This window comes from Chryseobacterium sp. T20 (assembly GCF_047345655.1).
Lineage (GTDB): Bacteria > Bacteroidota > Bacteroidia > Flavobacteriales > Weeksellaceae > Chryseobacterium.
The window spans coordinates 405044-430084 of sequence record NZ_JBLFDU010000003.1 but is presented as its reverse complement, the minus strand read 5'-3'; the positions used below and the strand labels follow the sequence as shown (position 1 = coordinate 430084).

At 37.6% G+C, this 25041-nt stretch carries 20 protein-coding genes; 7 read left to right on the top strand and 13 right to left on the bottom strand.

The genetic code is table 11. The annotated features are described in order from the left end of the window. Positions 1-47: 47 nt before the first annotated feature. The 6 genes from ACMA47_RS10415 to ACMA47_RS10390 are packed head-to-tail and all read right to left on the bottom strand — an operon-like array spanning position 48 to position 8451. Entirely contained in the window at positions 48-1379 is a 1332-nt protein-coding gene (locus tag ACMA47_RS10415; RefSeq protein ID WP_034691800.1) for a hypothetical protein, read from the bottom strand. Between the two features lie 8 nt (positions 1380-1387). Beyond that, the gene (locus tag ACMA47_RS10410; RefSeq protein ID WP_034691797.1) at positions 1388-2077 is read right to left on the bottom strand and encodes a c-type cytochrome; all 690 of its coding nucleotides are present in this window, start codon (positions 2075-2077) and stop codon (positions 1388-1390) included. A gap of 1 nt (position 2078) precedes the next feature. Next, positions 2079-2600, bottom strand: a complete 522-nt coding sequence (locus ACMA47_RS10405) for a DUF3341 domain-containing protein (RefSeq protein WP_034691794.1) — start codon at positions 2598-2600, stop codon at positions 2079-2081. Further along, on the bottom strand, positions 2587-3984 hold the full coding sequence (nrfD, locus tag ACMA47_RS10400) for an NrfD/PsrC family molybdoenzyme membrane anchor subunit (protein ID WP_034691792.1): 1398 nt from the start codon (positions 3982-3984) through the stop codon (positions 2587-2589). Before nrfD ends, ACMA47_RS10405 begins: the two co-directional genes overlap by 14 nt. A gap of 25 nt (positions 3985-4009) precedes the next feature. Further along, positions 4010-7069 (bottom strand): TAT-variant-translocated molybdopterin oxidoreductase, encoded by a 3060-nt coding sequence (locus ACMA47_RS10395; protein ID WP_413929732.1) that lies wholly within the window; start codon positions 7067-7069, stop codon positions 4010-4012. 23 nt (positions 7070-7092) lie between these two features. Further along, positions 7093-8451 (bottom strand): c-type cytochrome, encoded by a 1359-nt coding sequence (locus ACMA47_RS10390; RefSeq protein ID WP_047426932.1) that lies wholly within the window; start codon positions 8449-8451, stop codon positions 7093-7095. Between the two features lie 184 nt (positions 8452-8635). Here ACMA47_RS10390 and ACMA47_RS10385 point away from each other — a divergent pair, with 184 nt between their 5' ends. After that, on the top strand, positions 8636-9193 hold the full coding sequence (locus ACMA47_RS10385; RefSeq protein ID WP_034691785.1) for an SPOR domain-containing protein: 558 nt from the start codon (positions 8636-8638) through the stop codon (positions 9191-9193). A gap of 54 nt (positions 9194-9247) precedes the next feature. On the opposite strand, the gene ACMA47_RS10380 is transcribed toward ACMA47_RS10385, so the two are convergent. The 6 genes from ACMA47_RS10380 to ACMA47_RS10355 form a co-directional block, all read right to left on the bottom strand. After that, the gene (locus ACMA47_RS10380) at positions 9248-10525 is read right to left on the bottom strand and encodes a DUF6080 domain-containing protein (RefSeq protein ID WP_413929731.1); all 1278 of its coding nucleotides are present in this window, start codon (positions 10523-10525) and stop codon (positions 9248-9250) included. Between the two features lie 74 nt (positions 10526-10599). Further along, positions 10600-11415, bottom strand: coding sequence for a T9SS type A sorting domain-containing protein (locus ACMA47_RS10375; protein WP_413929730.1), 816 nt, complete (start codon positions 11413-11415; stop codon positions 10600-10602). Positions 11416-11501: 86 nt separating this feature from the next. Next, on the bottom strand, positions 11502-13043 hold the full coding sequence (locus tag ACMA47_RS10370; RefSeq protein ID WP_413929729.1) for a protein adenylyltransferase SelO: 1542 nt from the start codon (positions 13041-13043) through the stop codon (positions 11502-11504). A 75-nt stretch (positions 13044-13118) separates the two neighbouring features. Continuing rightward, positions 13119-15497 carry a transglycosylase domain-containing protein gene (locus ACMA47_RS10365; protein ID WP_034691777.1) on the bottom strand — a complete coding sequence of 793 codons (2379 nt, stop codon included), beginning with the start codon at positions 15495-15497 and terminating at the stop codon, positions 13119-13121. A gap of 6 nt (positions 15498-15503) precedes the next feature. Beyond that, positions 15504-15968 (bottom strand): gliding motility lipoprotein GldH, encoded by a 465-nt coding sequence (locus ACMA47_RS10360; RefSeq protein WP_413929728.1) that lies wholly within the window; start codon positions 15966-15968, stop codon positions 15504-15506. Continuing rightward, a complete protein-coding gene (locus ACMA47_RS10355) occupies positions 15961-17352 on the bottom strand; it encodes a stage 0 sporulation family protein (RefSeq protein WP_413929727.1) in 1392 nt (463 codons plus the stop codon). Before ACMA47_RS10355 ends, ACMA47_RS10360 begins: the two co-directional genes overlap by 8 nt. Before the next feature lie 455 nt (positions 17353-17807). Between ACMA47_RS10355 and ACMA47_RS10350 the strand changes: the two genes are divergently transcribed. From ACMA47_RS10350 to ACMA47_RS10330, 5 genes are all read left to right on the top strand, one after another. Next, a complete protein-coding gene (locus ACMA47_RS10350; RefSeq protein ID WP_413929726.1) occupies positions 17808-19046 on the top strand; it encodes an OmpP1/FadL family transporter in 1239 nt (412 codons plus the stop codon). Positions 19047-19058: 12 nt separating this feature from the next. Continuing rightward, on the top strand, positions 19059-20621 hold the full coding sequence (locus ACMA47_RS10345; protein ID WP_413929725.1) for a G-D-S-L family lipolytic protein: 1563 nt from the start codon (positions 19059-19061) through the stop codon (positions 20619-20621). A gap of 85 nt (positions 20622-20706) precedes the next feature. Beyond that, on the top strand, positions 20707-21645 hold the full coding sequence (locus ACMA47_RS10340) for a ribose-phosphate pyrophosphokinase (protein WP_034691764.1): 939 nt from the start codon (positions 20707-20709) through the stop codon (positions 21643-21645). A 56-nt stretch (positions 21646-21701) separates the two neighbouring features. Further along, positions 21702-22349, top strand: coding sequence for a 50S ribosomal protein L25/general stress protein Ctc (locus ACMA47_RS10335; RefSeq protein ID WP_034691761.1), 648 nt, complete (start codon positions 21702-21704; stop codon positions 22347-22349). 263 nt (positions 22350-22612) lie between these two features. Then, positions 22613-23833, top strand: coding sequence for a cysteine desulfurase (locus ACMA47_RS10330; RefSeq protein WP_413929724.1), 1221 nt, complete (start codon positions 22613-22615; stop codon positions 23831-23833). A 56-nt stretch (positions 23834-23889) separates the two neighbouring features. On the opposite strand, the gene ACMA47_RS10325 is transcribed toward ACMA47_RS10330, so the two are convergent. Beyond that, positions 23890-24015 (bottom strand): GNAT family acetyltransferase, encoded by a 126-nt coding sequence (locus ACMA47_RS10325; RefSeq protein WP_413929723.1) that lies wholly within the window; start codon positions 24013-24015, stop codon positions 23890-23892. A gap of 149 nt (positions 24016-24164) precedes the next feature. Between ACMA47_RS10325 and ACMA47_RS10320 the strand changes: the two genes are divergently transcribed. Then, entirely contained in the window at positions 24165-24986 is an 822-nt protein-coding gene (locus tag ACMA47_RS10320) for a T9SS type A sorting domain-containing protein (RefSeq protein WP_413929722.1), read from the top strand. Positions 24987-25041 lie beyond the last annotated feature (55 nt).

The following is a 25041-nucleotide window of genomic DNA, read 5'->3' as shown; positions in this document are numbered from 1 at the left end:
ATCGTTTTAACAATCAGTCTTTTATAATTTTATTTTGTTACAAGTCCTTAGAAAGGATACTCATAAATTTCAGATTCGTGTAAGAATGGGTTTCCTGTAGGGATCAACTTCAGTTTAGATAAAGCTGAAAGTACAGTAAACATAAATAATCCAGCTACGAATAGGATTGCTCCTAGGATTAACAGGAATACTTCAGGAGTGTTCCAGTATGGTCCTACTGTTCCTGGCATTACCATGTTGAAGTAATCTAAGATGTGTCCTAAGATCACTACTACTGCCATTGTAGTAACTACTTTGTAGTTTCTCTTGATGCTGCTACTTACTAATACCAATAGTGGTAATAAGAAGTTGATGATCAACATCGGTAAGAAAGTAGGAGAGTAGTGTTGGAATCTACCGAAGAAGTAGTTAACCTCTTCCGGAACGTTTGCATACCAGTAAAGCATGAACTGAGCGAACCATGTATATGTCCAAAGCATACTTGTAGCGAAAAGGAAAACTCCTAAATCGTGTAAGTGGTTATCATTGAACTGTGGTAAGAAACCATTTTTCTTAAGATAAACACTTAATAGAATGATTACAGCAATACCACTTGAAAGGCAGCTAACCATTGAATACCAGATATACATTGTAGAATACCAGTGAGGGTCAATAGACATCAACCAGTCCCAAGCCCAAGCTGCAGAAGCAAATCCGAAGAATGCGATATATCCTACTGCCCATCTGTAAAGCATTTGGTACTCTACTTTAGACTTAGTTTCATCTACTTTCTTAGACTGAGCTTTTAATTTCCAAGCGAAGAAAGAAGCACCAATCACATAGATTAAAGTTCTTACTGCGTAGAAAGGAATATTTAAGAATTTTTTCTTTTCGAATAAGATCACATCAAAATGCGGAGAATCCGGGTTTGTCAATTCAGGGTCCATCCAGTGGAATAAGTGACCATTATGAGTGATGTTTAAGATCATCAGGATTACTAAGATTGCACCACCGTAAGGGATATAAGAAGCAATAGCTTCCATTACTCTTGTAATGATGATTGGCCATCCTGCGTGTGCAGCGTGCTGAATAGAATAGAAGAATAATACGCAGCAGCTTACTCCAAAGAAAAATACAGCTACAAAATGTATTGCTGCTAAAGGCTGGTTGTGTACCTGCAATGTAGCGTGCTCAAGGTGAGCCGCGTGATCCTGAGGTCCAACCATTTCACTTGAGTGTGTAGGAGCAGTATGACCTGAAGCATGAACAGCTTCCATCATTTGTTCTATTTTCTCAGTAGAAATTCCTTTGTTCAAAAAGAAACCAATACCGAAAAGAACTAAACCTACAACAAGAAGTATTATAGAAGTTGATTTTAATTTTGGTGAAAAACTATACATTTCTTTTCTTATTTTTTAGTTTCGGTAGTCGTTTCAGTTGTTGCTGGTGCCGCCGCTGTAGCTGCTGCCGGTGCTGCTGCTCCTTTTTTGAAAGCACTCATCACATACATTGCTACTCTCCATCTGTCTCCTGCGTTCAATTGTCCCGCATAAGATCCCATGGCATTTCTACCGTTTGTTAATACATAATGAACAGATCCTACAGTAATTTCTCTGTCAGCATAGTTTGGTACTCCAGAGAATGCTCCACTTTGAACGATAGGTCCTTGTCCATCACCTCCTGTACCGTGACATGCAGCACAAGTATGATCGAACAATATTTTACCTCTTTCAAGATCCTTAGCTGCATTAGCTGGGTTCAAAGGAGATGCTGTAAGTTTTTTAGATGCTTCATACCCTGCGTTGTACTCGTCAACATTCTTAGGTAATAAGCTTTCTTCAAAAACTCCGTCTTTATTCTGAGGAACTGATCCTTCTACTGGAGAAAGACCTGTTGCACCATTATTTTTAACAAAAGCAGGAATTTCATTTTCATGATCTGAATAAGCGTCCTGAGCTTTCATCAATGGATCATAAGCTACCGGAAAATACATGTCCGGGAAATATACCAACGGAGTGTTCTCCTTTGGTCCGCAAGAGTTAAGTAAAACTGTTGTTAAACCTAAAACCGCTGTAATTTTTAATACATTCTTTTTCATTTTAAGCGTCTTTAACAGTTATTTCTTCAACTCCAGTTTCAATAAGCAACTGTTTTACAGATTCTACATCTTCAGTTACAAATTCCATCATGAATTTATCATCAGTAGTTCTTGGATCCGGGTTCTGAGCTGGAGCTCCTGGATACATTTTGTTTCTAACTAGGAAAGTTAAAGACATCATGTGAGCAGCACAGAATACCATTAATTCGAACATTGGAACTACGAATGCCGGCATGTTGTGTCCCCAGTCAAAAGCTGGTTTACCACCGATATTCTGAGGCCAGTCGTGATTCATCACGTACCATGTTAAAGTAGCACCGATAGTAACCCCATAAAGAGCATATAAGAATGCGGCATCAGAAATTCTAGTTTTCTTTAAACCTAAAGCTTTGTCTAGCCCGTGAACCGGAAACGGAGTATAAACCTCGTTGATTGCGATTCCTTTATCGTTGAATGCTTTAACGCCGTTCATTAAATCGTCGTCGTCAGCATAAAGTCCGTATACAATTTTAGTGGTGCTCATCTCCTTCTTTTGCTTTATAAGTTTCACCTGAGATTTTCAAAATCGATTTTAATTCAGCCTGTGCAATTACAGGGAATGTTCTTGCATATAATAAGAATAATACAGAGAAGAATCCGATTGTTCCTAAGTATACACCCACATCAATGATCGTTGGCTTAAACATTGTCCATGATCCTGGTAAGTAGTCTCTTGAAAGGTTGATAACGATGATATCAAAACGCTCGAACCACATACCGATGTTGATGATTAATGCAACAATGAATGTCCAGATAATGTTCGTTCTTAGTCTCTTGAACCAGAAAGAAGCAGGAATAACAAGGTTACAGATGATCAATGACCAGAATGCCCACCAGTAAGGTCCTACAGCAGCACCTGGAGAAAGATATGTGAAATCTTCAAATCTAGATCCTGAGTACCATCCGATGAAATATTCAGTTGCGTAAGCTACAGTTACCATACCACCAGTTAAGATGATTACGATGTTCATAATTTCGATATGATACATTGTAATGTACTCTTCTAGGTGACACACTTTTCTTGCAACCAACAATAGGGTCTGTACCATTGCAAATCCTGAGAAGATCGCTCCAGCAACGAAGTAAGGAGGATAGATCGTTGAGTGCCATCCTTTAATTACTGAAGTTGCGAAGTCAAATGATACGGTTGTGTGTACTGAGAATACAAGTGGAGTTGCCAAACCTGCAAGAACCAAAGAAAGTTCTTCGAATCTTTGCCAGTGTTTTGCTTTACCACCCCAACCGAATGCAAGGAATGTATAAATTTTCTTAGTCCAAGGAGTTTTAGCTCTATCTCTGATCATTGCAAAGTCAGGGATTAGTCCCATGAACCAGAATACAGTTGATACTGAGAAATACGTAGAGATTGCAAATACGTCCCAAAGTAGAGGAGAGTTGAAGTTCCCCCAAAGAGAACCGAATTGGTTTGGTAAAGGGAATACCCAATATCCAACCCAAACTCTACCCATGTGGATTACAGGGAAGATTGCTGCCTGTACAACCGCAAAGATCGTCATCGCCTCTGCAGATCTGTTTACAGACATTCTCCATCTCTGTCTAAATAATAATAATACTGCGGAGATTAGGGTCCCGGCGTGACCGATACCTACCCACCATACGAAGTTGGTAATATCCCAACCCCAGTTAATAGTTCTGTTAAGCCCCCATGCTCCAATACCTGTCCCGATAGTGTAAGCGATACAGCCGAATCCATAGAGGAATAGAACTAGTGCAGCATATAATGAGATCCACCATAATTTACCTGCTCTTTCTTCGATAGGTCGTGCGATATCTTCTGTAATATCGTGATAAGTTTTGTGACCAATAATTAGAGGTTCCCTTATCGGAGCTTCGTAATGTCCTGACATTTTTTACCTATTTATTATTTAAACTTTATTTTTCTACTCTGTTTCTTACTTTAGTGTGATAGAACACGTTTGGTTTTGTTCCGATCTCCTCTAGTAAATAATATCTTCTGTTAGATGCATATTGCTCTCTAATTGAAGAATCTTTATCATTCATGTCTCCAAATGTCATTGCTCCAGTAGAACAAGCTTTAGAACAAGCAGTCTGGAATTCTCCATCCTTCACTCTTCTTCCTTCTTTCTTAGCCTCAAGAATAGTATTCTGAGTCATTTGGATACACATTGAACATTTCTCCATTACCCCTCTAGTTCTTACAACTACATCCGGGTTAAGTACCATTCTTCCTAAATCGTTGTTCATGTTGAAATCGAACTTGTCATTTAGGTTATAAGTAAACCAGTTGAAACGTCTTACTTTGTACGGACAGTTGTTTGCACAATATCTGGTACCGATACATCTGTTGTAAGCCATATGGTTTTGACCTTGCTTACCGTGTGAAGTAGCCGCTACCGGACATACAGTTTCACATGGAGCGTGGTTACAGTGCTGACACATTACTGGTTGGAAGATTACATCCGGGTTGTCTGCAGGGTGGTTTAACGCACCTCCGTCTCCGAAAGCAGTACCGTACAATTCTGGTACAGCCATTCCTTCTTTCAATCCTTCGTAAACTTCTACTTTCTGTCTTGAAGAGTAGTAACGGTCAATTCTTAACCAGTACATATCTCTAGACATTCTTACTTCTTCTTTACCTACTACAGGAACGTTGTTTTCTGCCTGACAAGCAATGATACATGCTCCACAACCAGTACAAGAGTTCAAGTCAATAGATAAGTTAAAGTGAGGACCATCAGTATCATCAAAAGCATCCCAAAGGTCGATTTTTCTCGCTGGAAGTGCTCCGCTGATCGTGTGGTATTCCAAAGGCTTGTTCCATCCTTTGTGCTCATCATCAAAAGCAACGTTAATGAATTCAGCTAAAGGAACTTCCTTCGCGATTTCATAACGACCCATTAATGTATTTTGAAGCTGGATACCTGCGAACTCGTGATCTTCTCCTGTTTTTTCAATTTTAACACCTGAAAGAACAAGGTTAGAACCGTCAAATAAAGGATAAGCGTTTACACCAGTATCAGCAGTTGCTCCTGAGTTTTTCTTACCATAACCAAGTGCAAGACCTACAGATCCTTCAGCTTGTCCTGGTTGTACGAATACAGGAACGTTTTCTATTTTAACTCCGTTTACAGTAAGGTTTACAATAGAACCATCTAGCTGCATTCTCGCGTTAAGATCGTTGTCAATTGCAAATTTCTCTGCATCTTTAGGAGAAATTGTAAGGTAGTTATCCCAAGACATTCTTGTGATTGGGTCAGGTAACTCTTGTAACCAAGGGTTGTTTGCCTGAGTACCGTCTCCCATTGAAGTCTTAGTGTATAATACTAATTCTAATTCAGAAGCTTTAAAGTTTCCTAGTTCAGCAACAGCCTGAGCAGCGTTTCCTCCTGCATAAGTAAGAGAAGTTGCATTCGTAGAAGCGTTGATACCGTTATACAATGCTTTGTTGAAAGAAGTACCACCTAAAAGAGAAGCAGAGCTTGCTTTTAAATAATCGTAGTAGTTGTTTGCTGCATTGTTTTTACCATTCTTCCAAACCAATAGAGACTCTTCAATCTGTCTTGATTTGTAGATTTTCTGGATCGTAGGCTGCATTAATGAATATACACCAGTCTGTGGTTCGATATCTCCCCAAGACTCTAACCAGTTAGCTACCGGAATTACAGCTTTCGCTGCTTTGTACATTTCATTTTTCTTATCTGCTACAGCAACTACGTAAGGAACTTTTGATAAAGATTTTTTGAAATCTTCTCCTTTTGGATGAGAGTAGATAGGGTCTACGTTGTTTGTAATCAATACACCAACTTGTCCACCATTTACCCATCCTAAGAATTCCTGGTATTTAGCACCGTTGAATTCTTTAAGGAAGTTTGCCTTACCTGTGAAAGCTACTGAACCTAATTTTTGGTTGATTAAGTGTGCTAAAACCTGTGCTCCTTTAGAACCGTCAGCAAAAACAACAGCTTTGCTTCCTTTTGCTTTTAGTTCGTTAGCAATTTCAGTTGCAGTCTTATCAGTAGTACCGCCACCTACGATTGCATTGTAAACTTCCACTAACGTTTTGTTTACAGCACTTGGTTTTAATCTGTATCTTGAGTCAGCGTTAGCACCAGTTAATGACATGTTAGACTCCACCTGGATGTGTCTCAACATGCTTGCTCCTGGTTTTCTAGCTGCTGCGTAAGAAGTCTCTAAGCTTGAAGCGTTATAATCTCCTAAGAAATCAGCCTGGAAAGAAACTACCAATTCAGAACCGTTAAGGTCATAAACAGGTAATGCTCTTTGTCCGAATACTTCCTGAGCTGCATCTAATCCTGCAGAATAAGGGAAAGCATCATAAGTTACTAATTCAGCTGTAGGATATTTAGCTTTGAATTCAGCGAATAACTTTTTGAAAGTTGGGGAAGCAAAAGAGTGTGATAAAACCACAATCTTTTTGCCTGACGCTTTAGCTTCTTCCAACCCTTTGATAACGAAACTGTCTACTTTATCGAAAGTTTCATCTTTACCGTCTAGTTTAGGCTGCTTTACTTTATCGTTATCATAAAGAGAAAGTACACTTGCCTGAGCTCTTGCGTTAGTTTTACCTAAATCACCACCAGCCGGGTTTGGTTCAATTTTGATAGGTCTACCTTCACGGGTTTTTACTAAAACACTAGCAAAGTCGAAACCGTCAAAATATGTTGAAGCGTAATAATTAGGGATTCCCGGAATAATATCATGCGGCTTTACCACATAAGGAATCGTTTTGATTACCGGAGCTTCGCAGGCAGCTAATGTTACTGCTGCTGTAGAGAATCCTAGTAATTTAAGGAAATCTCTTCTTGAAGTACTTGATCCGTTTTTCTCAGCATCTCCAAGGAAATCTTCTACCGGAATTTCTTCCTGAAACTCTTTCTGAGCCAGCTTATTATTCAAAGCTGGATCTTTAAGTTCATGAATACTTCTGAATTGTATTTTGTTTGAAGCCATTTATACTTCTAATTTTTTAGTTATTAATAATGACATTTACCACACTCAAGACCTCCAATTGCATCTACAGTGATCTTACCTCCATCTTGTGGATATTGTTTTTTCAACTTGTCATGTAGATTTTTGAAGTACTCTTTATTATAACCGTTGTTCATATCAACTTCAGTCGTTCTGTGGCACTCGATACACCATCCCATAGTAAAGTCGTTAGCCATTTGAACAACATTCATTGTATCAATTTTACCGTGACAAGCTTTACATACAACATCAATTTTGTTGTTAGGATTCTTTTTGTTGAAAGAATTGATGATAGCTTGTTCTCCAGCAATTACGTGCTGAGAGTGGTTGAAGTAAACGAAGTCTGGCATGTTGTGGATTCTTGTCCATTCAACCGGCTGTGTTTTTCCTGTGTACTGTTGTTTTGCAGGATCCCAACCTGTTGCAGCGTAGATCTTCTGGATTTCTCCGTCATAGAATGCCTTGTCTTTTCCTGGCTCCATGTAGTGATCTGCGTTGTATTCAGAAATTGTTCTGTGACAGTTCATACAAACGTTCATAGAAGGAATCTCAGATACTTTTCCGTATTTAGCACTAGAGTGACATAACTGACAGTCAATTTTCTGTTCTCCAGCGTGAATTTTGTGAGAGAAGTAGATAGGTTGCTCCGGCTTGTACCCTTTGTAAACCCCGATCCACATTAACCAGTTCCATACTCCGTAAGCGGCTAAAATAGCAAGGATTGCCAATAGACCTTTACCAATGAAGTGGAACTTCTCATACATTTCACTGAAAGAACGAACTCTTGTTTCATTAAGTCCAGCTAAATCTTCAGACTGACCCAGTTTTACCAATTGTCTTAGTTTAACCAAGATCCAAACCAGTAAACCTGCGATCGCTAAAAGTGAAATGATGACAACGTTTGTTGTAGTTTTGTCTGCAGGAGCTGCCGCAGTAGCGTCAGTTGCAGGAGTTGCTTCCGGTTTTTTCTCCTCCGGAGCAGGAGGGTTAGTTGTGAAAGCTAAAATGTCGTCAATATCCTTATCTGTAAGATTTGGAAAGACCTGCATTTCAGTCTTGTTAAACTTTTCAAAAATCTCATTGGCGTATTTATCCCCAGAAGCCCTTAGAGCTTTGTTGTCTTTGATCCACTTGTGAAGCCAATCTTTGTCTACACCACCTTCTGTCTTTACTCGTTCTACAACCCCTTTTAATGGTGGTCCTACAACTTGTTTGTCCAGCGCGTGACATGCAGTACAATTCGCTTTGAAAAGTTTCTCTCCGTTTTTAGGATCGCCGTCTTGCCCGTAAAATGAAGCACTGGTTGATAGCAATAAGCCTATTGCGATCAACGTTTTTTTATAATGCTTTCTCCAACTAATCATTTAAATTATCTTATGTTAGTAAATTATTGAACATTCAATCAATTCCGCAAAAATAATATTTTTAACAGGAATTTAACGGTATATCGAAAAGGGAAAATATCATTTACGTTTAATTTGTATTGATTCTAAATAACCAGTTTGGTATAGTTTTTTAATTTGTATAAATTTGCGGAAACAAGTTTAAATGAGAAATCTAATCAAAATATTTTCGATATTATCATTATTTGGATTTTATAATATTGAAGCACAGCAAGTTGTTAAAAAGGATACCCTGTCAGGAACAGAACTGGTCATGACAATGGATTCCAAAATAAATGCTGCTTTGGAAGGAATTGAAGGAAAGTGTGCGAAAGTTGCTCCAACAAATTCTCCTAAAGATTTCAGTAATAATGATAGTGGAATTTCTACAGGAATCAATACAAAACCCCCTAAGATCTTTGTGCCGAGCAGAGAGCTTACCAATGCTGAAATCTGTAAGAAAAATCCTAGAATTTTAGGGTTCAAAATCCAGATTACAACAGTGAAAAGTAATGAGGAGGCTAATGAGGTGAAATCTTATTTCAGAAAAAGATTCCCGAATCTGAAAGTGGAGACGGATGCTTCTTTAAGACCTAATTATAAAATTTTAGCTGGAAGTTATTTCACAAAACAAAGTGCTGCCAGTGATCTTTCCAAGATCAGAGAATATTTTAAATCTGCAGTAGCAGTACAGTATAGAATTTTCTGTGCCGAGGCAAAATAAGAATAATTTATTTCAATATAAAAAACAAAAAGCTGAGAAATTTCTCAGCTTTTTTTATTGATAATAATTTTCCATAAACCAGAAGAATTCTGTCATTCTAAAGATGTTGTTGACTAACAGATAGGTAAATAATATTGCCACAATTAATGTTAAAAATGACATCATTTTTGCTGATGACCTGTAAGCAAAAAAGAGCCATCCTAAAAGAAGAGGATATACAAAAACAAAATGTCCTCCATAGATATAGGAAGTGTGAAGGCCAAACCTCATTACGCAATGGATAATGATGTCAACTAAAAATGAAATGACGATAACCTGAACCCATTTGTTTTTAAAGTTTTTAAAATAACTCCAACTTATCAGGATTAATAATGTACCGATGAAAAAGTAGGGAAGAGCTGATGAATAAACATCCATGTAAAGCCCTTTAAAATTAAATCCTTTCATATTATGTTTGTCAGACATAATAAACCCAGGGAAAAGAATATTGCCCCCAAAGAAGAAGGAGAGAATCATATCCCATGTCGGCATTGATTCTACATTGGAGAACTTTTCATATTGCTGATTGGTTTTTGAAAAGATGTTCTGATATTTAAAATCAATTCTATTCAGATAAAGCAGTACAAAACAAATGGTAGCAACTATTACCCTTAATGCTGCATTTCCGAATTTCTTCCAGTTTGTAAAAATGCCTTTCTCAAAAATAAGTGGAATGAAAACCTTTACAATATTTGTAATGGTAAGTCCTCCGATAGTAATCCCAGCCAGGGATAAAGCTGTTGCTGGTATTTTCTCTTCTTTCCTTAGTTTGATTGCTGCATAGTAATTGTATAGCGATAGTAAAAATAAGGTATAGGTAAAGTTCTCCGGAGTAAAAGACAAGATGATATTAGTGGAAAAAGCTCCAAAGAATAATATGATTAAAAGGCTTAACCATAAAGGTAGCTGAATGATATTCTTTAAATATTTAAATACCTGAATAATATTTAATGTAATGATAATATTACTGAGCCATGCCAGGGTAAGTCTGAAATTGGCATCCATTTTTCCCCCTGAAATAAATAATGAGAATTCTCTTATCCAGTTAAAAAAATAGTAGGATAAAGGATGTCTTTCAAAACTGCCTCCTGTCATAAGGATTGATTTATTATCAAAACTGAAGTAAGCATCCCACGGAATCCTGCTGTCAAAGATAATCCTGTAATGAAGGGCAATATAAGATCCCAGAATTCCATAACAGACAATGAAAAACAGAAATACCGCCAGCTCGGTATAAGTGGAAGGGAAAACCAGTTTAAGGAAATTGATGATTTTTGTTTTGATAAAAGACACGGGTCAAATTTTTTGCAAAAGTAAAATAAAAAAACCACCAAAATTGGTGGTTGTAAAAGTTTGTATAAACGTTGTTAGTGTTTGATTACTTTTTCTGTTTTAGAAGTTCCGTCTGAGAAATCTACTTTTAATAAATAAACTCCTTTTGGAAGTGAAGAAATATCTAATCTTTCTGAAGTATTGTTGAGCAGAGATTTTCCACTTGCATCACTTACTGTAGCAGATTTGATTTTTTTGTCTGTTTTTATATTAATTTCTCCCTTTGTTGGGTTAGGATAGATGTTTGTAAAGTCTTTTACTTTAGCATTGGTTTCCTGAGTAGCTAATGTAGCACTTGCTAAAACCTGTACATCATCTATGGAAAGGCTGTCTGCATCATTAGCCACATAACGGAATCTGAATTTAACATTGGCCTGCCCTGCATATGAGGCTAAGCTCACGGTAATCGCTAGTGTTTCATAATCGGTATATAATCCATAGTCTTCTTCAACCCATACCTGATTCCAGGTAGTTCCTCCATCTGTGGAAACTTCTACTTTTAAATCTCCGTTAGGATTTGGATCAACCATGTATTCGTATCCAATTTTAGCATTGAATTTTAGTACAGGACTCGTTGTTCCTACCAAACTGAAGGAAGGACTTGTTAAATGAGCATCCTGTGCCTGGGCAATCCATCCTATGCCAGCAGATTTTCCACCATTGATATTGAATGTTGCTTGCCCGGTTGCATTAAATATGGTAGTGGTAAATCCCCAAGGTCGTGAGGCCACATTTGTTCCGGTTGTCCATCCTGTTGGAGGAAATGTCGTACCCTGAAAAGTCTCTGTGAGAATCTGTGCATTTCCAAATACAAAAGAGATTAGGAAAAGGAATAGTAATTTTGTTTTCATTTGGTTTACGTTTAAAGTTGTTAGTAAATGTAATAAAAAAATGAAAATAATTACATGTTTTTTAATTTTTTATGAATATTTGTTAATTACGAACTACATGAAAGTGTGGAACATCCGGCCGTATCATCATATCCAGACGGTCTTTTGGCAGAGAACTCAGGGTATATTTCCTGATATGGATTTTCGAGGGCTTTAATGAGCTTTTCCAGCATCTCTTTTTTGCCATTTCCGATCTCTTCAATACATTCGTAGAGAAGATAATTTCGGAGGATAAATGTTGGATTTGTTTTTTCCATCATGGCTAAAGAGTCTTCTCCTGAAATAGCGTTTAAAGCTTTTCTTGCTTCATAGCTTTTGATGAAACTATTTAGCTTTTCCAGCTTTTCTTTATTCAGAATAATATAAGAGACATCTTTAAAATGTTCTGATATGTTTGTTCTTTGGGTTATTTTTTTTAATTGATTGAAAAACAAGGTGTAATCCAACTGAAGTTCCTGCATAAGACCCTGCCAGTTGGTGAAAAATTCTTCATCATCTTTTTGAAGCTGATCAAAACCGAACTTTTTACAAAGCATCTGGTCGTGAGCTTCCCAAAAATAAGTTCCGAAATTATTTAAAGTATCTTCTAAAAACTTTTCATCCTTGATCAACGGATGAAGAGCATTAGCAAGCTGCCAAAGGTTCCATTGGGCAATTTGTCCCTGTTTTCCGAAAGCATATCTTCTTCCCGGAAGGTCTGTTGTGTTAGGTGTGAAATTCAAATCATATTCGTCCATCATGGAATAAGGGCCATAATCAATGGTTAATCCGAGAACTGACATATTATCTGTGTTCATCACTCCGTGTACAAAACCAACTCTGAACCATTCAACCATTAAGTCAGCAGTTCGGGTGCAGATGTTTTCAAAAAAGTCTCTGTATTTCTTACTGTCAGTTGCTGTAATTTCCGGGTAATAGTTTTCAATGGTAAAGTCGGCAAGCTCCTGAAGATTGTTGTATTCTCTTTGGGCAGACATAAGTTCAAAATGTCCGAAACGTAAAAAACTTTCAGCAGTTCTGATGACCACTGCACCTTTTTCAAGCTGTGGATTTCCACTGTACATGATATCACGCATCACATCTTCACCTGTAAAAGCCAGGCTAAGCGCTCTTGTTGTTGGAATACCTAAGTGATGCATGGCTTCACTCATAAGGTATTCACGTACAGAAGACCTTAATACGGCTCTTCCGTCAGCATGTCTGGAATAAGGAGTAGCACCGGCTCCTTTCCATTGGATTTCGGTCTTTTTTCCTGCCTCATTGGTAATTTCACCTGCAAGGATGGCTCTTCCATCTCCAAGCTGTCCTGCCCAGTTTCCGAACTGATGTCCTGCATAAGCTGTGGCATAGGTTCGAACGTTTTCCGGAAGGTTATTTCCTGCCAGAAAGTTCAGATCTTTATCTTCGTATTTTCCTAAGCCAATTTCCTCTGATAAAGCTTTGTTAAAAGCAATCAGTTCAGGCTTGTCAAAACCTGCAGGCTTAATAGTAGCAAATAAAACCTTTGGAGTGTTTCTTTGTATAGTGTTGTTTGAAAAATCACCGGGAAAAGTTTCAATAAATGGCTGTCTGATGCGTTCGATATTCATCCTTCAAAGGTATTAATTATAAAAGAAAAGACCTTTCAAATTATTGAAAGGTCTTGTATATTTCTAAAAGAGAATTTATTTATTGAAATCTACTTCATCATTAGAATGAAGGTTTTCATTGATATTATCCTCTTTCTTTTCTGTTGGTTTTTTAGGAGTTGGATCTGCCGGTCTTGGATTTTTGATCTCATCGATCGTCTGAAGACTTCCATCGTCTCCATATCCTCCGCTTAGTCCTTTAAGGTTTGAGCATCCGTCTTTCCAGTCTGATGGCTTGACAAACTTGTCATCAGGAGTTACTCCTAAGCTCTTATCAGCCCATACTTTCTTCATAAAAATTGCCCAGATCGGAAGTGCCATTCTCGCACCCTGACCTTCACCTGTTCCAAAGAAGTGGGTTGCTCTGTCTTCCCATCCAACCCATGCTCCGGTTGCCAGTTTTGGTGTGATTCCCATAAACCATCCATCGGAGTTATTCTGAGTTGTTCCTGTTTTAGCAGCAATTTCCACAGCTTTTGAAATTCCTCTTCTTCCCAACTCTCCGGAAGCAGTTCCGTATTGTGCAACACCTTTCATAAGTTCAATCATGGTGTAGGCATACATTGGGTTCATTACTTCTTTTGGCTCTACGTTTACTTCTTTGATGACTCTACCATTGGCATCTTCAATTCTCCAGATCATCTCTGGTTTGTTGTAGTTACCATAGTTGGCGAAAGTACTGTATGCACCTAGCATCTCGTAAATCGTAATGTCTGATGAACCTAAAGCAATTGTATTGTTTCTTGGAATATCTTCTGTTACACCCAGATCTCTTGCCGTCTGGATTACAGCATCTACTCCTGTCATTTCAATAAGTCTTGCAGCAACGGGGTTCTGAGAGTGTGCTAATGCATCTTTTAAAGTAAGCATTCCGCCTCTTCCTGGTACATGCCATCCGTTATGATCATAAGTTCCGTTAGAAACAGCAGAACAAGGTGTCATTCCCAGTTTCATAATAGCAGTAGCATATACGAAAGGCTTGAATGTAGATCCTACCTGTCTCTTACCTTGCTTGATGTGGTCATATTGGAAGTGCTGCCAGTCTATACCACCTACCCAAGCTTTGATTTCTCCGGTTCCCGGAACCATAGACATCAAACCTGCCTGTGCAATTTGTTTGTGGTATCTGATAGAATCCCATGGAGACATTTCCACCTCTTCTTCTCCGGCCCATGTGAATCGTGAAGTTTTGATAGGTTTTTTGAACTCCATCATAATAGAATCCTCAGGCATTCCGTCAGCTTTCAGCAATTTGTAACGGCCGGTTCTTTTCATCGCCTGAACCATTACATCTTTGATTTGTTTATCATTAAGATAGTAGAAAGGTCTGTTCTTTCTTCCTCTCTGTTCTGCATCAAATCTCTTCTGAAGATCTGTTAAGTGTTCTTTGATTGATTCTTCAGCATATTTCTGCATTTTAGAATCAAGAGTAACATATATTTTTAAACCGTCCTTGTAAAGGTTAAGTTTTTTACCGGTTTCTTTTTCATGAGCTTCAAGATATTTGTCAATCTCTTTTCTCAGATAGAACTTGTAGTAAGCAGAATATCCATCCGTGATGCTTTTGATAGGGTGGAAGTCTACTTCAATCGGAGTACTGGCCGCTTTTTCATAAGTTGCGGCATCAATATATCCGGTTTTCTGCATTTGATCCAATACAACATTCCTTCTTTCTTTAGCCTTTTCAGGATATCTGTAAGGATTGTTTTTTCTTGGATTTTCAAGCATTGCTACAAATGTTGCAGCTTCAGGTAATGTAAGTTCAGACGTTTTTTTGTTAAAGTAAACTCTGGAAGCCATTTCAATACCATTAGCGTTGAAAAGAAAGTCAAACTTGTTGAAATAAAGAGTGATGATTTCTTCTTTGGTGTATCTTTTCTCAAGACTTACTGCCACTACCCATTCTTTCAGTTTCTGGAATGCTCTCTGAACTTTATTCTGAGAAGCGTTTCCTGTGAAAAGAAGTTTGGCTAGCTGTTGAGTAATGGTAGAACCTCCACCACGTCCACCACCATATGCTACGGCTCTGGCAACGGAGTATAAATCGATTCCTGAGTGTTCTTTAAAACGCTCATCTTCTTTAGCCTGTAGAGCATAAATAAGATAAGGAGGAAGATCCTTATAAACGATTGGCTGAGTTTTTTCTTTTTCGAATTTACCCAAAGTTACTCCGTCTGAAGAAATAATTTCAGAAGCAACAAAGATATCCGGGTTTTCAAGTTCTTTTACATCAGGCATTTCCCCAAGGAATCCTTGAGAAACCGAAAAGAACAGCCCTGAAATTCCCAGAACTACCGCAATGAGTCCGATCCAAATAAACGAAACCCATTTTCTCCAGGAGGTATCTTTCTTTTTCTTGGGAGGCAGAGGAAATGTTTTCCCCTTATTTCCTGCATTTTTTTTGTTTTCTTCCATTTATGGTTACGGTTTAGCCGTTTCTATTTTTACCCCAATATCCTCAATTCCCGGAAGGTTGTCATTTCTCATCGCCTGAGTAAGACTGATTTCATATTTTCCTTTTCCCGGAAACTGGTAATTTACTTTATACTGAAACAAAGTTTCCTTCGTATCACCAAACCCTGTACCAAGCCATTCTCCGTTTGGTTTAGCCAGAACATAATTCAAGGTGTCTGTTTCCTTTTTTTTGTTCTGAAGATTGGTGAAATTCACTATAAACCTTATATTGCTGTAAGGATAAGTGTTGTTATTTCTTACGACAAATATAATATTTTTAGGATTCTGCGGATCTGAAACTTCAAGATTAAATTTTTGTTCACTTTTCTTATTCCATTTGTTATCAACGGAATTCATGATGACATCCCCTCCTGAGGAAGAGTTGCAGCTAAAGAAAAGGATAAGTGAAAGTAATCCTAAAATTTTATGCATTGTTATCTTTTTTTGGAGGATATTTCTTTTTGAATTTTTTCTTGTTCGGATTGTTGCTCTGTGGCTTTTTATCAGCGTCAGAATTATTCACTGCTTTTTCCACGGGTGCTTTTTGCTGTGGGTGCTGCTTTTGAGGTTTAGGCTGATTTGAAGATTGAGCATTTGGGTTTTCGGTTTTTTCAGATCTTTCCGGTCTGTTTCTTTTTTGTCCTTGGCCCTGACCCTGACTTTGCTGGTTGTTATTTTGCTTATTCTGGTTGCTCTGGTTGTTTCTGTTCCTGTTGTTTCCTCTGTTTTTCTTTTCGAAACGATCCACATTGTTTTCCTGGATCAAATCGATCGTGTGAGTAGAGGCTTCCGGTTGTTTCAGGTCTTCAAGAGGAAGTGTTTTTTCTCCTCTTTTATTCTTTGAAATCAGTTTTTTAACAAGGTCAATGTCAAAATCATACCATGCAATGGAGCTGTCTACATAAGCAAACCACATTTTCTTTTTGAAAACGTCGATTTTAATACAGAATGCTTTTCCTTTCTCTGTTTCCAAAGTAGTTGAAGAAGAAGGGAAGTTGCTTAATGCATCCAGGTAACTGTCAAGCTCATAGTTAAGGCAGCATTTAAGCTTACCGCATTGTCCTGCCAGTTTCTGAGGATTGATGCTCAGCTGTTGATATCTTGCAACATTGGTGTTTACAGATCTGAAGTCTGTAAGCCATGTAGAGCAGCAAAGTTCACGTCCGCAAGATCCGATTCCACCTACTTTGGCAGCTTCCTGTCTGAAACCGATTTGTTTCATGTCGATTTTAGTACGGAAAGCTCCAGCGTAATCTTTAATCAGCTGTCTGAAATCCACTCGGTTCTCAGCAGTGTAATAAAAGGTGATTTTTGAGGAGTCACCCTGATATTCCACGTCTGTAACTTTCATTTCCAGGCCTAATCTCTGGGCAATTTTTCTTGCTTCAAGCTTTACGCCATCTTCTTTTTTTCTTGCTTCCTGCCATACCTCAAGATCTTTTTGGTTGGCCTGTCTGTATATTTTGAGTGCCGATTCTTCTGAAAACTTTTTCTTTTTCATCTGAATCTTTACTAATTCTCCCGTAAGGCTTACTACGCCTACATCGTGTCCCGGACTTGATTCTACTGTAATTACGCTACCTATATGTAAAGGGATATTATTTACATTCTTATAAAACGATTTTCTGTCATTTTTAAATCTAACTTCTACAAAATCACACCTGTTTGGTGCCGGATTGTTGATGTTAGAAAGCCAGTCAAAAACACTTAATTTATAACTATTCCCGCAGGTATTTACATTTTCACAGCCATTTGCGGTTTTTTTAGGGCCGCAAGAATGTGCAGAATCGCCGGATGTTTTACATCCACAACTCATATTTTCTATTATTTATAATCTGCAAATTTATGTATTTTTATCTTTATGCGATTCTAAAATACTTAAATAACCTGAATTGGAGATAAAACATTTTCCTGTTTTTAGCCAGAATGATCGTTAAGAGCTGCTATTAAGGATATAAAGGTCATCGTTTTTTTAATTTAATATTTTTATTCCAGCTCTGTTTAATTTAACATTTATTATCATTTTACTTTCCTGCTAGTGTTTTTTGGAGGTGTTATGACTTAGTGTTAAACATTTGTTTAAAATTAAACAATAAATGATGTTTAGTTTTTTAATCTCTTTAATTATTTCATAATGATTATTTTGTGGTTTATTTCCTTGGAGTTATTATTTTAAACATAGTTTTCTTTTAGGATATTGTTTAAAATATTAGGAAATATTAACAGACGTATTCAAAATAATTTTATATTTGGCTTATATAATAATAGTCTATGAAAAAAATATTAGTATCAACTGCTTTATTGGCGGGAGTTCTATCTTACGCAGGAGGCTTCAGAGTTTCCCTGCAGGGGGTAAAACAATTGGCAATGGCGCATACTAGTGCTCATGCCGAAGACGCGAGTGTGACATTTTTTAACCCGGCGGGTATGTCATTTATCCCTTCCAAACTGAGTGTAGTGGCAGGAGGATTTGCAGCAAGTAACAAGGTTACTTTTCAAAACTTCAATACTTTACAAAGTACAGAGACAGATAACCCTGTAGGAACTCCTTTCTATGCCGCAATTACTTATAGACCGATAGAAAAGCTTACCGTAGGTCTAAGTGTAACAACGCCTTTTGGAAGTACAATTAAGTGGCCGAATGACTGGGAAGGTAAAGAAATGGTTCAGAAATTAGAACTGAAAAGTTTCTATTTCCAGCCAATGGTTTCTGTAAAACTAGCTCCATGGGTATCTTTTGGTGCCAGCTATATCTATGCAAAAGGAGTTGTAGACTGGGATAAAGCAGTTACGCAATTTGGAGGACAGGTAAATATCAATGATAAAAAAGCAAGCGGACACGGATATGGTTTCGGTTTCTACTTCAGACCTGATCCGAAATTAGATGTAAGTATTGCTTACCGTTCTGCAATAGATATGAAAGCTAAAAACGGTACAGCTACTTTCCAATTCCCTTCTCAATCTATCTATAACCAGTTGAAACTAAATGCTGCCGGACAGGATGGGTTCTCTGCAACACTTCCGTTGGTTGAAGAGTATACCATTGGTTTAACTTATAAAGTGACACCGAAATGGCAGGTTTCAGCAGACTTTAACTATCATGGATGGGAGAGATACAGCAAACTTACTTTAGATTTCGAGAATGCTCCTATTGGAAACAATCCATCGGATCCTACTATTCTTACAAGTCCTAAAAATTTCAAAAACTCCAAAACATTCAGATTGGGAACTCAATATGCATTCACCAATATGATCTATGGACGTTTAGGAGCTTATTATGATGAAGCACCATATACTACAAATAACTTTATTCCGGAAACACCTTCATATGACACTTATGTTGTAACAGGAGGAATAGGTATCAAGCTGAAACAATTCGGAGTGGATATTGCCGGGGGATATGCAATGCCTCAATACAGAAATGTAGATAATGCTAACTTAGGTTTCTACGGACAGTCAAAAGCAACAGCATTCTACTTAGGTCTAGGTTTATCTTATAATCCATTTTAATTTTAGAAGACTATGAAAAAAATTATAATATCGACAATTGCAGTTTCTGCACTTCTTTTTACAGTTACAAGCTGTAATACGGATTTCGATACGGATGTGAAAGATATCCAGGTAACAAAAGGTGACGCAGATTTTACGAAATATATTTCACTGGGAAATTCACTTACTTCGGGATATCGTGACGGAGCTTTGTACAGCAGCGGTCAAAATGAATCTTACCCCAATATGATTGCAGGACAAATGAAGCTTGCAGGTGGAGGAGACTTTAAATTGCCATTGATGCCTAATGATGTAGGTGGATTTAACAATCTACCGGGGTTTCCTGGAAAATTGAACCTTCAGGTGGTTAACGGATCTCTGTCTCCGGTGCCAAGTGCTCCGGCAGCAGCATTAGATGTTCTGTCTGGTGGAGGTACTTATAATAATATGGGTGTACCTGGTGCAAAATCATTCCATTTGGTAGCTCCTGGATATGGTAGCCAGGCAGGACTTGCAACCGGAACAGCCAATCCTTATTTTGTAAGGTTTGCATCTTCTGCAACAACAAGTGTGCTGGCTGATGCTATGGCTCAGAAAGCAACATTCTTCTCCCTTTGGATCGGAAATAATGATGTATTATCTTATGCTACGAACGGAGGAACAAACTCACAGACAGTAGGAGGTGTTACCACTTATACAGCAGCTACAGTTCAGACAGGAAATACGAACCCTACCACTTATAAATCAAATGACATCTCCGATCCTGCACTTGTTGCCGGATCTATTAAGGCGGTTTTAGATGGACTTAAAAGTGTAGGAACAACAAAAGGAGTTATTGCTAATATCCCTTCTGTTACTTCAGTTCCTTTCTTTACTACGGTACCTTATAACCCTTTGACACCTGCTCTTTTAGGTTCAAATCTGACAACTCTTAATACGAGTTTATATGGTCCTTTGAAGCAGGCTCTTACTGCTTTTGGAGCTGGGGATAGAATTAATTTACTTTCCGCAACAGGTCCAAACCCTGTTTTAATTAAAGATGTTGCTTTGACAGATTTATCCGCTCAGCTTACTGCTGCTTTAACTCCTTCTTTGGGAGCGCCGACAGCTGCTGCTTTTGGACAAATTTTTGGCCAGGCAAGACAGGCAACAGCAGATGATTATATTTTGCTTACTACGAGTTCTGTAATTGGAAGTACTGCGGCTGGAGTTCCTGCTCCGGTAAATATTTATGGAATTTCTTATCCATTACAAAACCAACATGTACTAACAAAAACAGAAGCTGGATATGTGAAAACAGCAACAACTGCATATAATGCTTCTATAAAATCACTTGCTGATTCCTATGGACTTGCATTTGTAGATGCAGCTGCTAAAATGTTGGAATTAAACGGACAATCCGGTATTTCATTTGACGGAGTAAAATATACTGCGAAATTTGTAACAGGAGGAGCTTTCTCTTTAGATGGAGTTCACCTTACAGGACGTGGATACGGTATTGTTGCTAATGAATTTATCAAGTCTATCAATGCTAAATATAAGTCTACACTTCCACAGGTAGATCCGAACAAATATTCAGGAGTTAAATTCCCTTAATAATTGATAAAATAAAAACTTAGAAACCACAAGAGTAAATCTTGTGGTTTTTTTTTAAATTTGCAAAATCTTTTAAAAAGTAAAAATGGCCGATCAGTTAAGTTATCTATTTTGTACAAGAACCAGCAGGGACTTGGCAGAGAAAATTGCCCAGAATTATGGGAAAGAATTAGGAAAAATCAACTTTCAGGAGTTCAGCGACGGGGAATTTGAGCCTGTTTTGGACGAATCTGTAAGAGGAGGAAGAGTTTTCCTGATTGGATCTACATTCCCTCCTGCAGACAATCTTTTGGAACTTCTTCTAATGATTGATGCAGCAAAAAGAGCTTCTGCAAAGAGCATTACCGTAGTAATTCCTTACTTCGGACTTGCCAGACAGGACAGAAAAGACAAACCAAGAGCGCCGATCGGTGCTAAACTAGTTGCTAACCTTCTTACAGCAGCAGGAGCAACAAGAGTGATGACTATGGACCTTCACGCAGATCAAATCCAAGGATTCTTCGAAATTCCGGTAGATCATCTGTATGCTTCCAGTATTTTTGTGGATTATATCAGATCTTTAGAGCTTGATAATCTTACCATTGCTTCACCGGATATGGGAGGTGCAAAAAGAGCGAAAAACTATGCCGGTCACTTAGGGGCTGAAGTAGTAATTGCTTATAAGGAAAGAAAAAAAGCAAACGTTGTAGAAGAAATGTTCCTTATCGGGGATGTAACAGGTAAGAACGTGATCCTTATTGATGATATGATTGACACTGCAGGTACACTTTGTAAAGCAGCTGATATCTTAATTGAAAAAGGAGCAAAAACAGTAAGAGCTATGGCAACTCACGGAGTGCTTTCAGGGAAGGCTTACGAGAATATTGAGAACTCAAAACTTTTGGAAGTTATTGTAACTGACTCAATTCCTGTTAAAAATAATTTGTCATCTAAAATAAAAGTGCTATCTTGCGCCCCATTATTTGCTGACGTTATGACAATGGTTCATGAGCACAAATCAATTAGCAGTAAGTTTGTTATTTAATTGATTTAAAGCAGATTGCAAATTAAAATTAGAACAATTTTTTAAATTTTTTATAAATGAAATCTATTACAATTCAAGGTACAAAAAGAGAAAGCGTGGGCAAAAAGTCTACAAAAGCTTTACGTGATGCTGAATTAGTTCCTTGTGTTGTTTATGGAGGTGAAGCACCTTTGAACTTCTCTGCTGAAGAGAGCGCTTTCAAAGGATTAGTATACACTCCTGAAGCACACACGGTATCTATTGAAGTTGACGGAAAAACAATTCCAGCAGTTCTTCAAGATATTCAGTTTCACCCAATTACTGACAAAATTCTTCACATCGACTTCTATCAGTTATCTGACGATAAGCCAGTTATCATGGAAGTTCCTGTAAGAATTACTGGACGTTCTAAAGGTGTTGTTGCTGGTGGTGTTTTACGTCAGTCTTTCAGAAAACTAAAAGTAAAAGCTATTCCTGCTAACCTACCTGACGAAATCGTTGTAGATGTTACTCCATTAAGAATTGGTAACAAACTTTACATCGGTAGCATCAAAACAGAAGGATACTCTTTCGTACACCCAGACAACGCAGTAGTAGTTGCTGTTAAGATGTCTAGAAATGCAATGAAAGGTGGTGCAGCAATGCAAGATGATGAGGATGAAGAAGAAGTTGCAACTGAAGAAGGTGCAGCTCCTGAAGCAGCAGCTGAAACTGCAGCAGAATAAGAATTACTTATTTAAACAATATAAAAACCCGTCATTTTTGGCGGGTTTTTTATTTGATATCAAGTCCAGTAGAATAGACTAAACAGATTAATGCGTTACTTTTAATTTTGTCTTTTCGCTTTATTGTCTTTCTCCGCCTTACACTATCGAATATTTCTATCAACTGACAATGATCAGTACCCGACCTGATGCTTCCTTTCGGAAAAAAAGCCGTAAATTTGAAGAGTTCTAAATAAGACCGTTTTAATTTAAAAAATAAATAAATGTTTGACATTCAGGAAATAAGAAACCAGTTTTCTATATTGGACAGAGAAGTGAACGGTAAGCCTTTGGTTTATCTGGATAATGCAGCTACATCCCAAAAACCAAATTCAGTTTTGGAAGTCTGTCACGCATATTATACAGAACTTAATGCCAACGTTCACAGAGGAATTCATACCTTAAGCCAGCTGGCAACTGAGGAAATGGAGCTTTCAAGAAGAAAGATTCAGAAATTCATCAATGCTGAACATGATTTTGAAGTCATTTTTACAAAAGGTACAACAGAAGGGTTGAACCTCATTGCTTATATATTAACACAAAAGCTGCAGAAAGATGATGAAATCATTATTTCATATCTGGAGCACCATTCTAATATTGTTCCCTGGCAGATGCTTTGTGAAAGAACCGGAGCAAAACTTCGTGTGATTCCTATTGATGAAAACGGGATTCTTCAGATGGATCATTTTGATCAGTTTTTAAGCGAAAAAACAAAAGTTGTTTCTGTAAACCAGGTTTCCAATGCATTGGGAATTGTGAATCCTATTGAGGAGATTATTGCCAAAACAAGAAAAAACACAGATGCTTATATTGTGATCGATGGAGCCCAGTCTGCTCCGCATTTCAATATTGATGTTCAGAAGATGGATTGTGATTTCTTTGTATTTTCCGGTCATAAGATGTACGCTCCGATGGGAACGGGTATTTTATACGGGAAACGTGAAATCTTGGAAGCTTTGCCGCCATTCCATGGAGGAGGAGAGATGATTGCAACCTGTTCTTTCGAAGGAACTACCTATGCAGGTCTTCCATTCAAATATGAAGCAGGGACACCCAATGTAGGAGGAAATATAGCCTTAGGTGCTGCTGTTGATTTTATGAACAAAGTAGGGCATACCCAAATTCAGAATCATGAGAATGCGCTGTTAGAATATGCACAAAGACAGCTTTTAGAAATAGATGGTATTAAGATCTATGGTGAAAAAGCAAAGAGAACCGGGGTAGTATCCTTTAATCTGGAAGGAGTGGGGATTGCCTCTGATGTAGGGATGATCCTTGATAAAATGGGAATCGCTGTAAGAACGGGCCACCACTGTACACAGCCTATTATGAACTTCTTTAATATTGCCGGAACGGTGAGAGCGAGTTTTGCTGTTTATAATACGTTCGAAGAAATTGATGCCTTGGTGGAAGGCGTTAAAAAAGCACAAAGAATGTTGAGTTAATTAATATAGAATCTCAATCATATAAATTAAAAGCAGCCCAATGGCTGCTTTTTTTATTAGTCTATTGGAACACAATAGCAGCGGCCATCAATAATGACCTGATAATATCCGATAGCACACTCCAGGCAGATTTCTCCTCCTCCCATAATGTTTTTCATTTTTTGTTTGTTCAGCTTTTTCATATGAAATGATTTTGGTTAGATATAAAGGTATAAATTATAGATAAAAGTTCTCATTCTTTTTAGAATTGATGTAATGTATTGATTTTATGTATAATTGTGTTTTGTGGAATATAATTCATTAATTTTATATAAACATCAAATATTTTATTATGAAAAAACTATTTATTATTTTTTTATCAATTTGCGGTATATGTGATGCGCAAGTTTTTTCTGAAAACTTCAATGGTAATACTCTGCCGACTGGGTGGACGGTAGAAAACCCTGATAACTCTTATAACTGGAATGTAGGTGCACAGAATGGTTTCGCAGGCTTTCCCGATGGGGCGGCTTTTTTTGATGATGATGATGCCGGTCCAACCGGAGTTGTTACAAATGCCAGGCTGATTTCTCCCATAATTAATCTTACCGGAGTGGTGAACCCAAAGCTGTCATTTAATTATGCCAACATGATTTATGATCTTGATTCCACTTTAAAAGTTGAAGTTTTCAATGGAACTTCCTGGATTCAGGTTTTTACCTTTTCAGGGGAAGCAGGGGTATGGGATCTGGATTTTAATACCTTTTCATATGTAGTAACGAGTTATGCTGCCGCAGCAAATATAGATTTGACACCATATGCCAATGCTGCTTTTAAACTAAGATTTGTTTATGATGATGCCGGTGACTATTCTTACGGTGTTGTAGTAGATAATGTGATGATTACAAGTGGTATTTTGGCAACTTCAGAGGTTTCATACGCTGATCATATAAATGTATATCCGAATCCGGTTAAGGGGAATCTTTATATTAAGCAAAGCTCTCAAAATAAGCTTGAAAAGATTTCTGTGATTGATCAGTCAGGGAAGCTTGTGAAAACATTTAACAAAGCATCTGATTCCTATGACTTATCAGATCTGCCAAAAGGAATCTATATTATAATGATTATTAATCAAGATGGAGAAGTTATTAAGAAGAAAGTAATGAAGGAATAATCATTGAAAAAATAATTTAACAAAAAACCCTTATAGAATGCCTATAAGGGTTTTG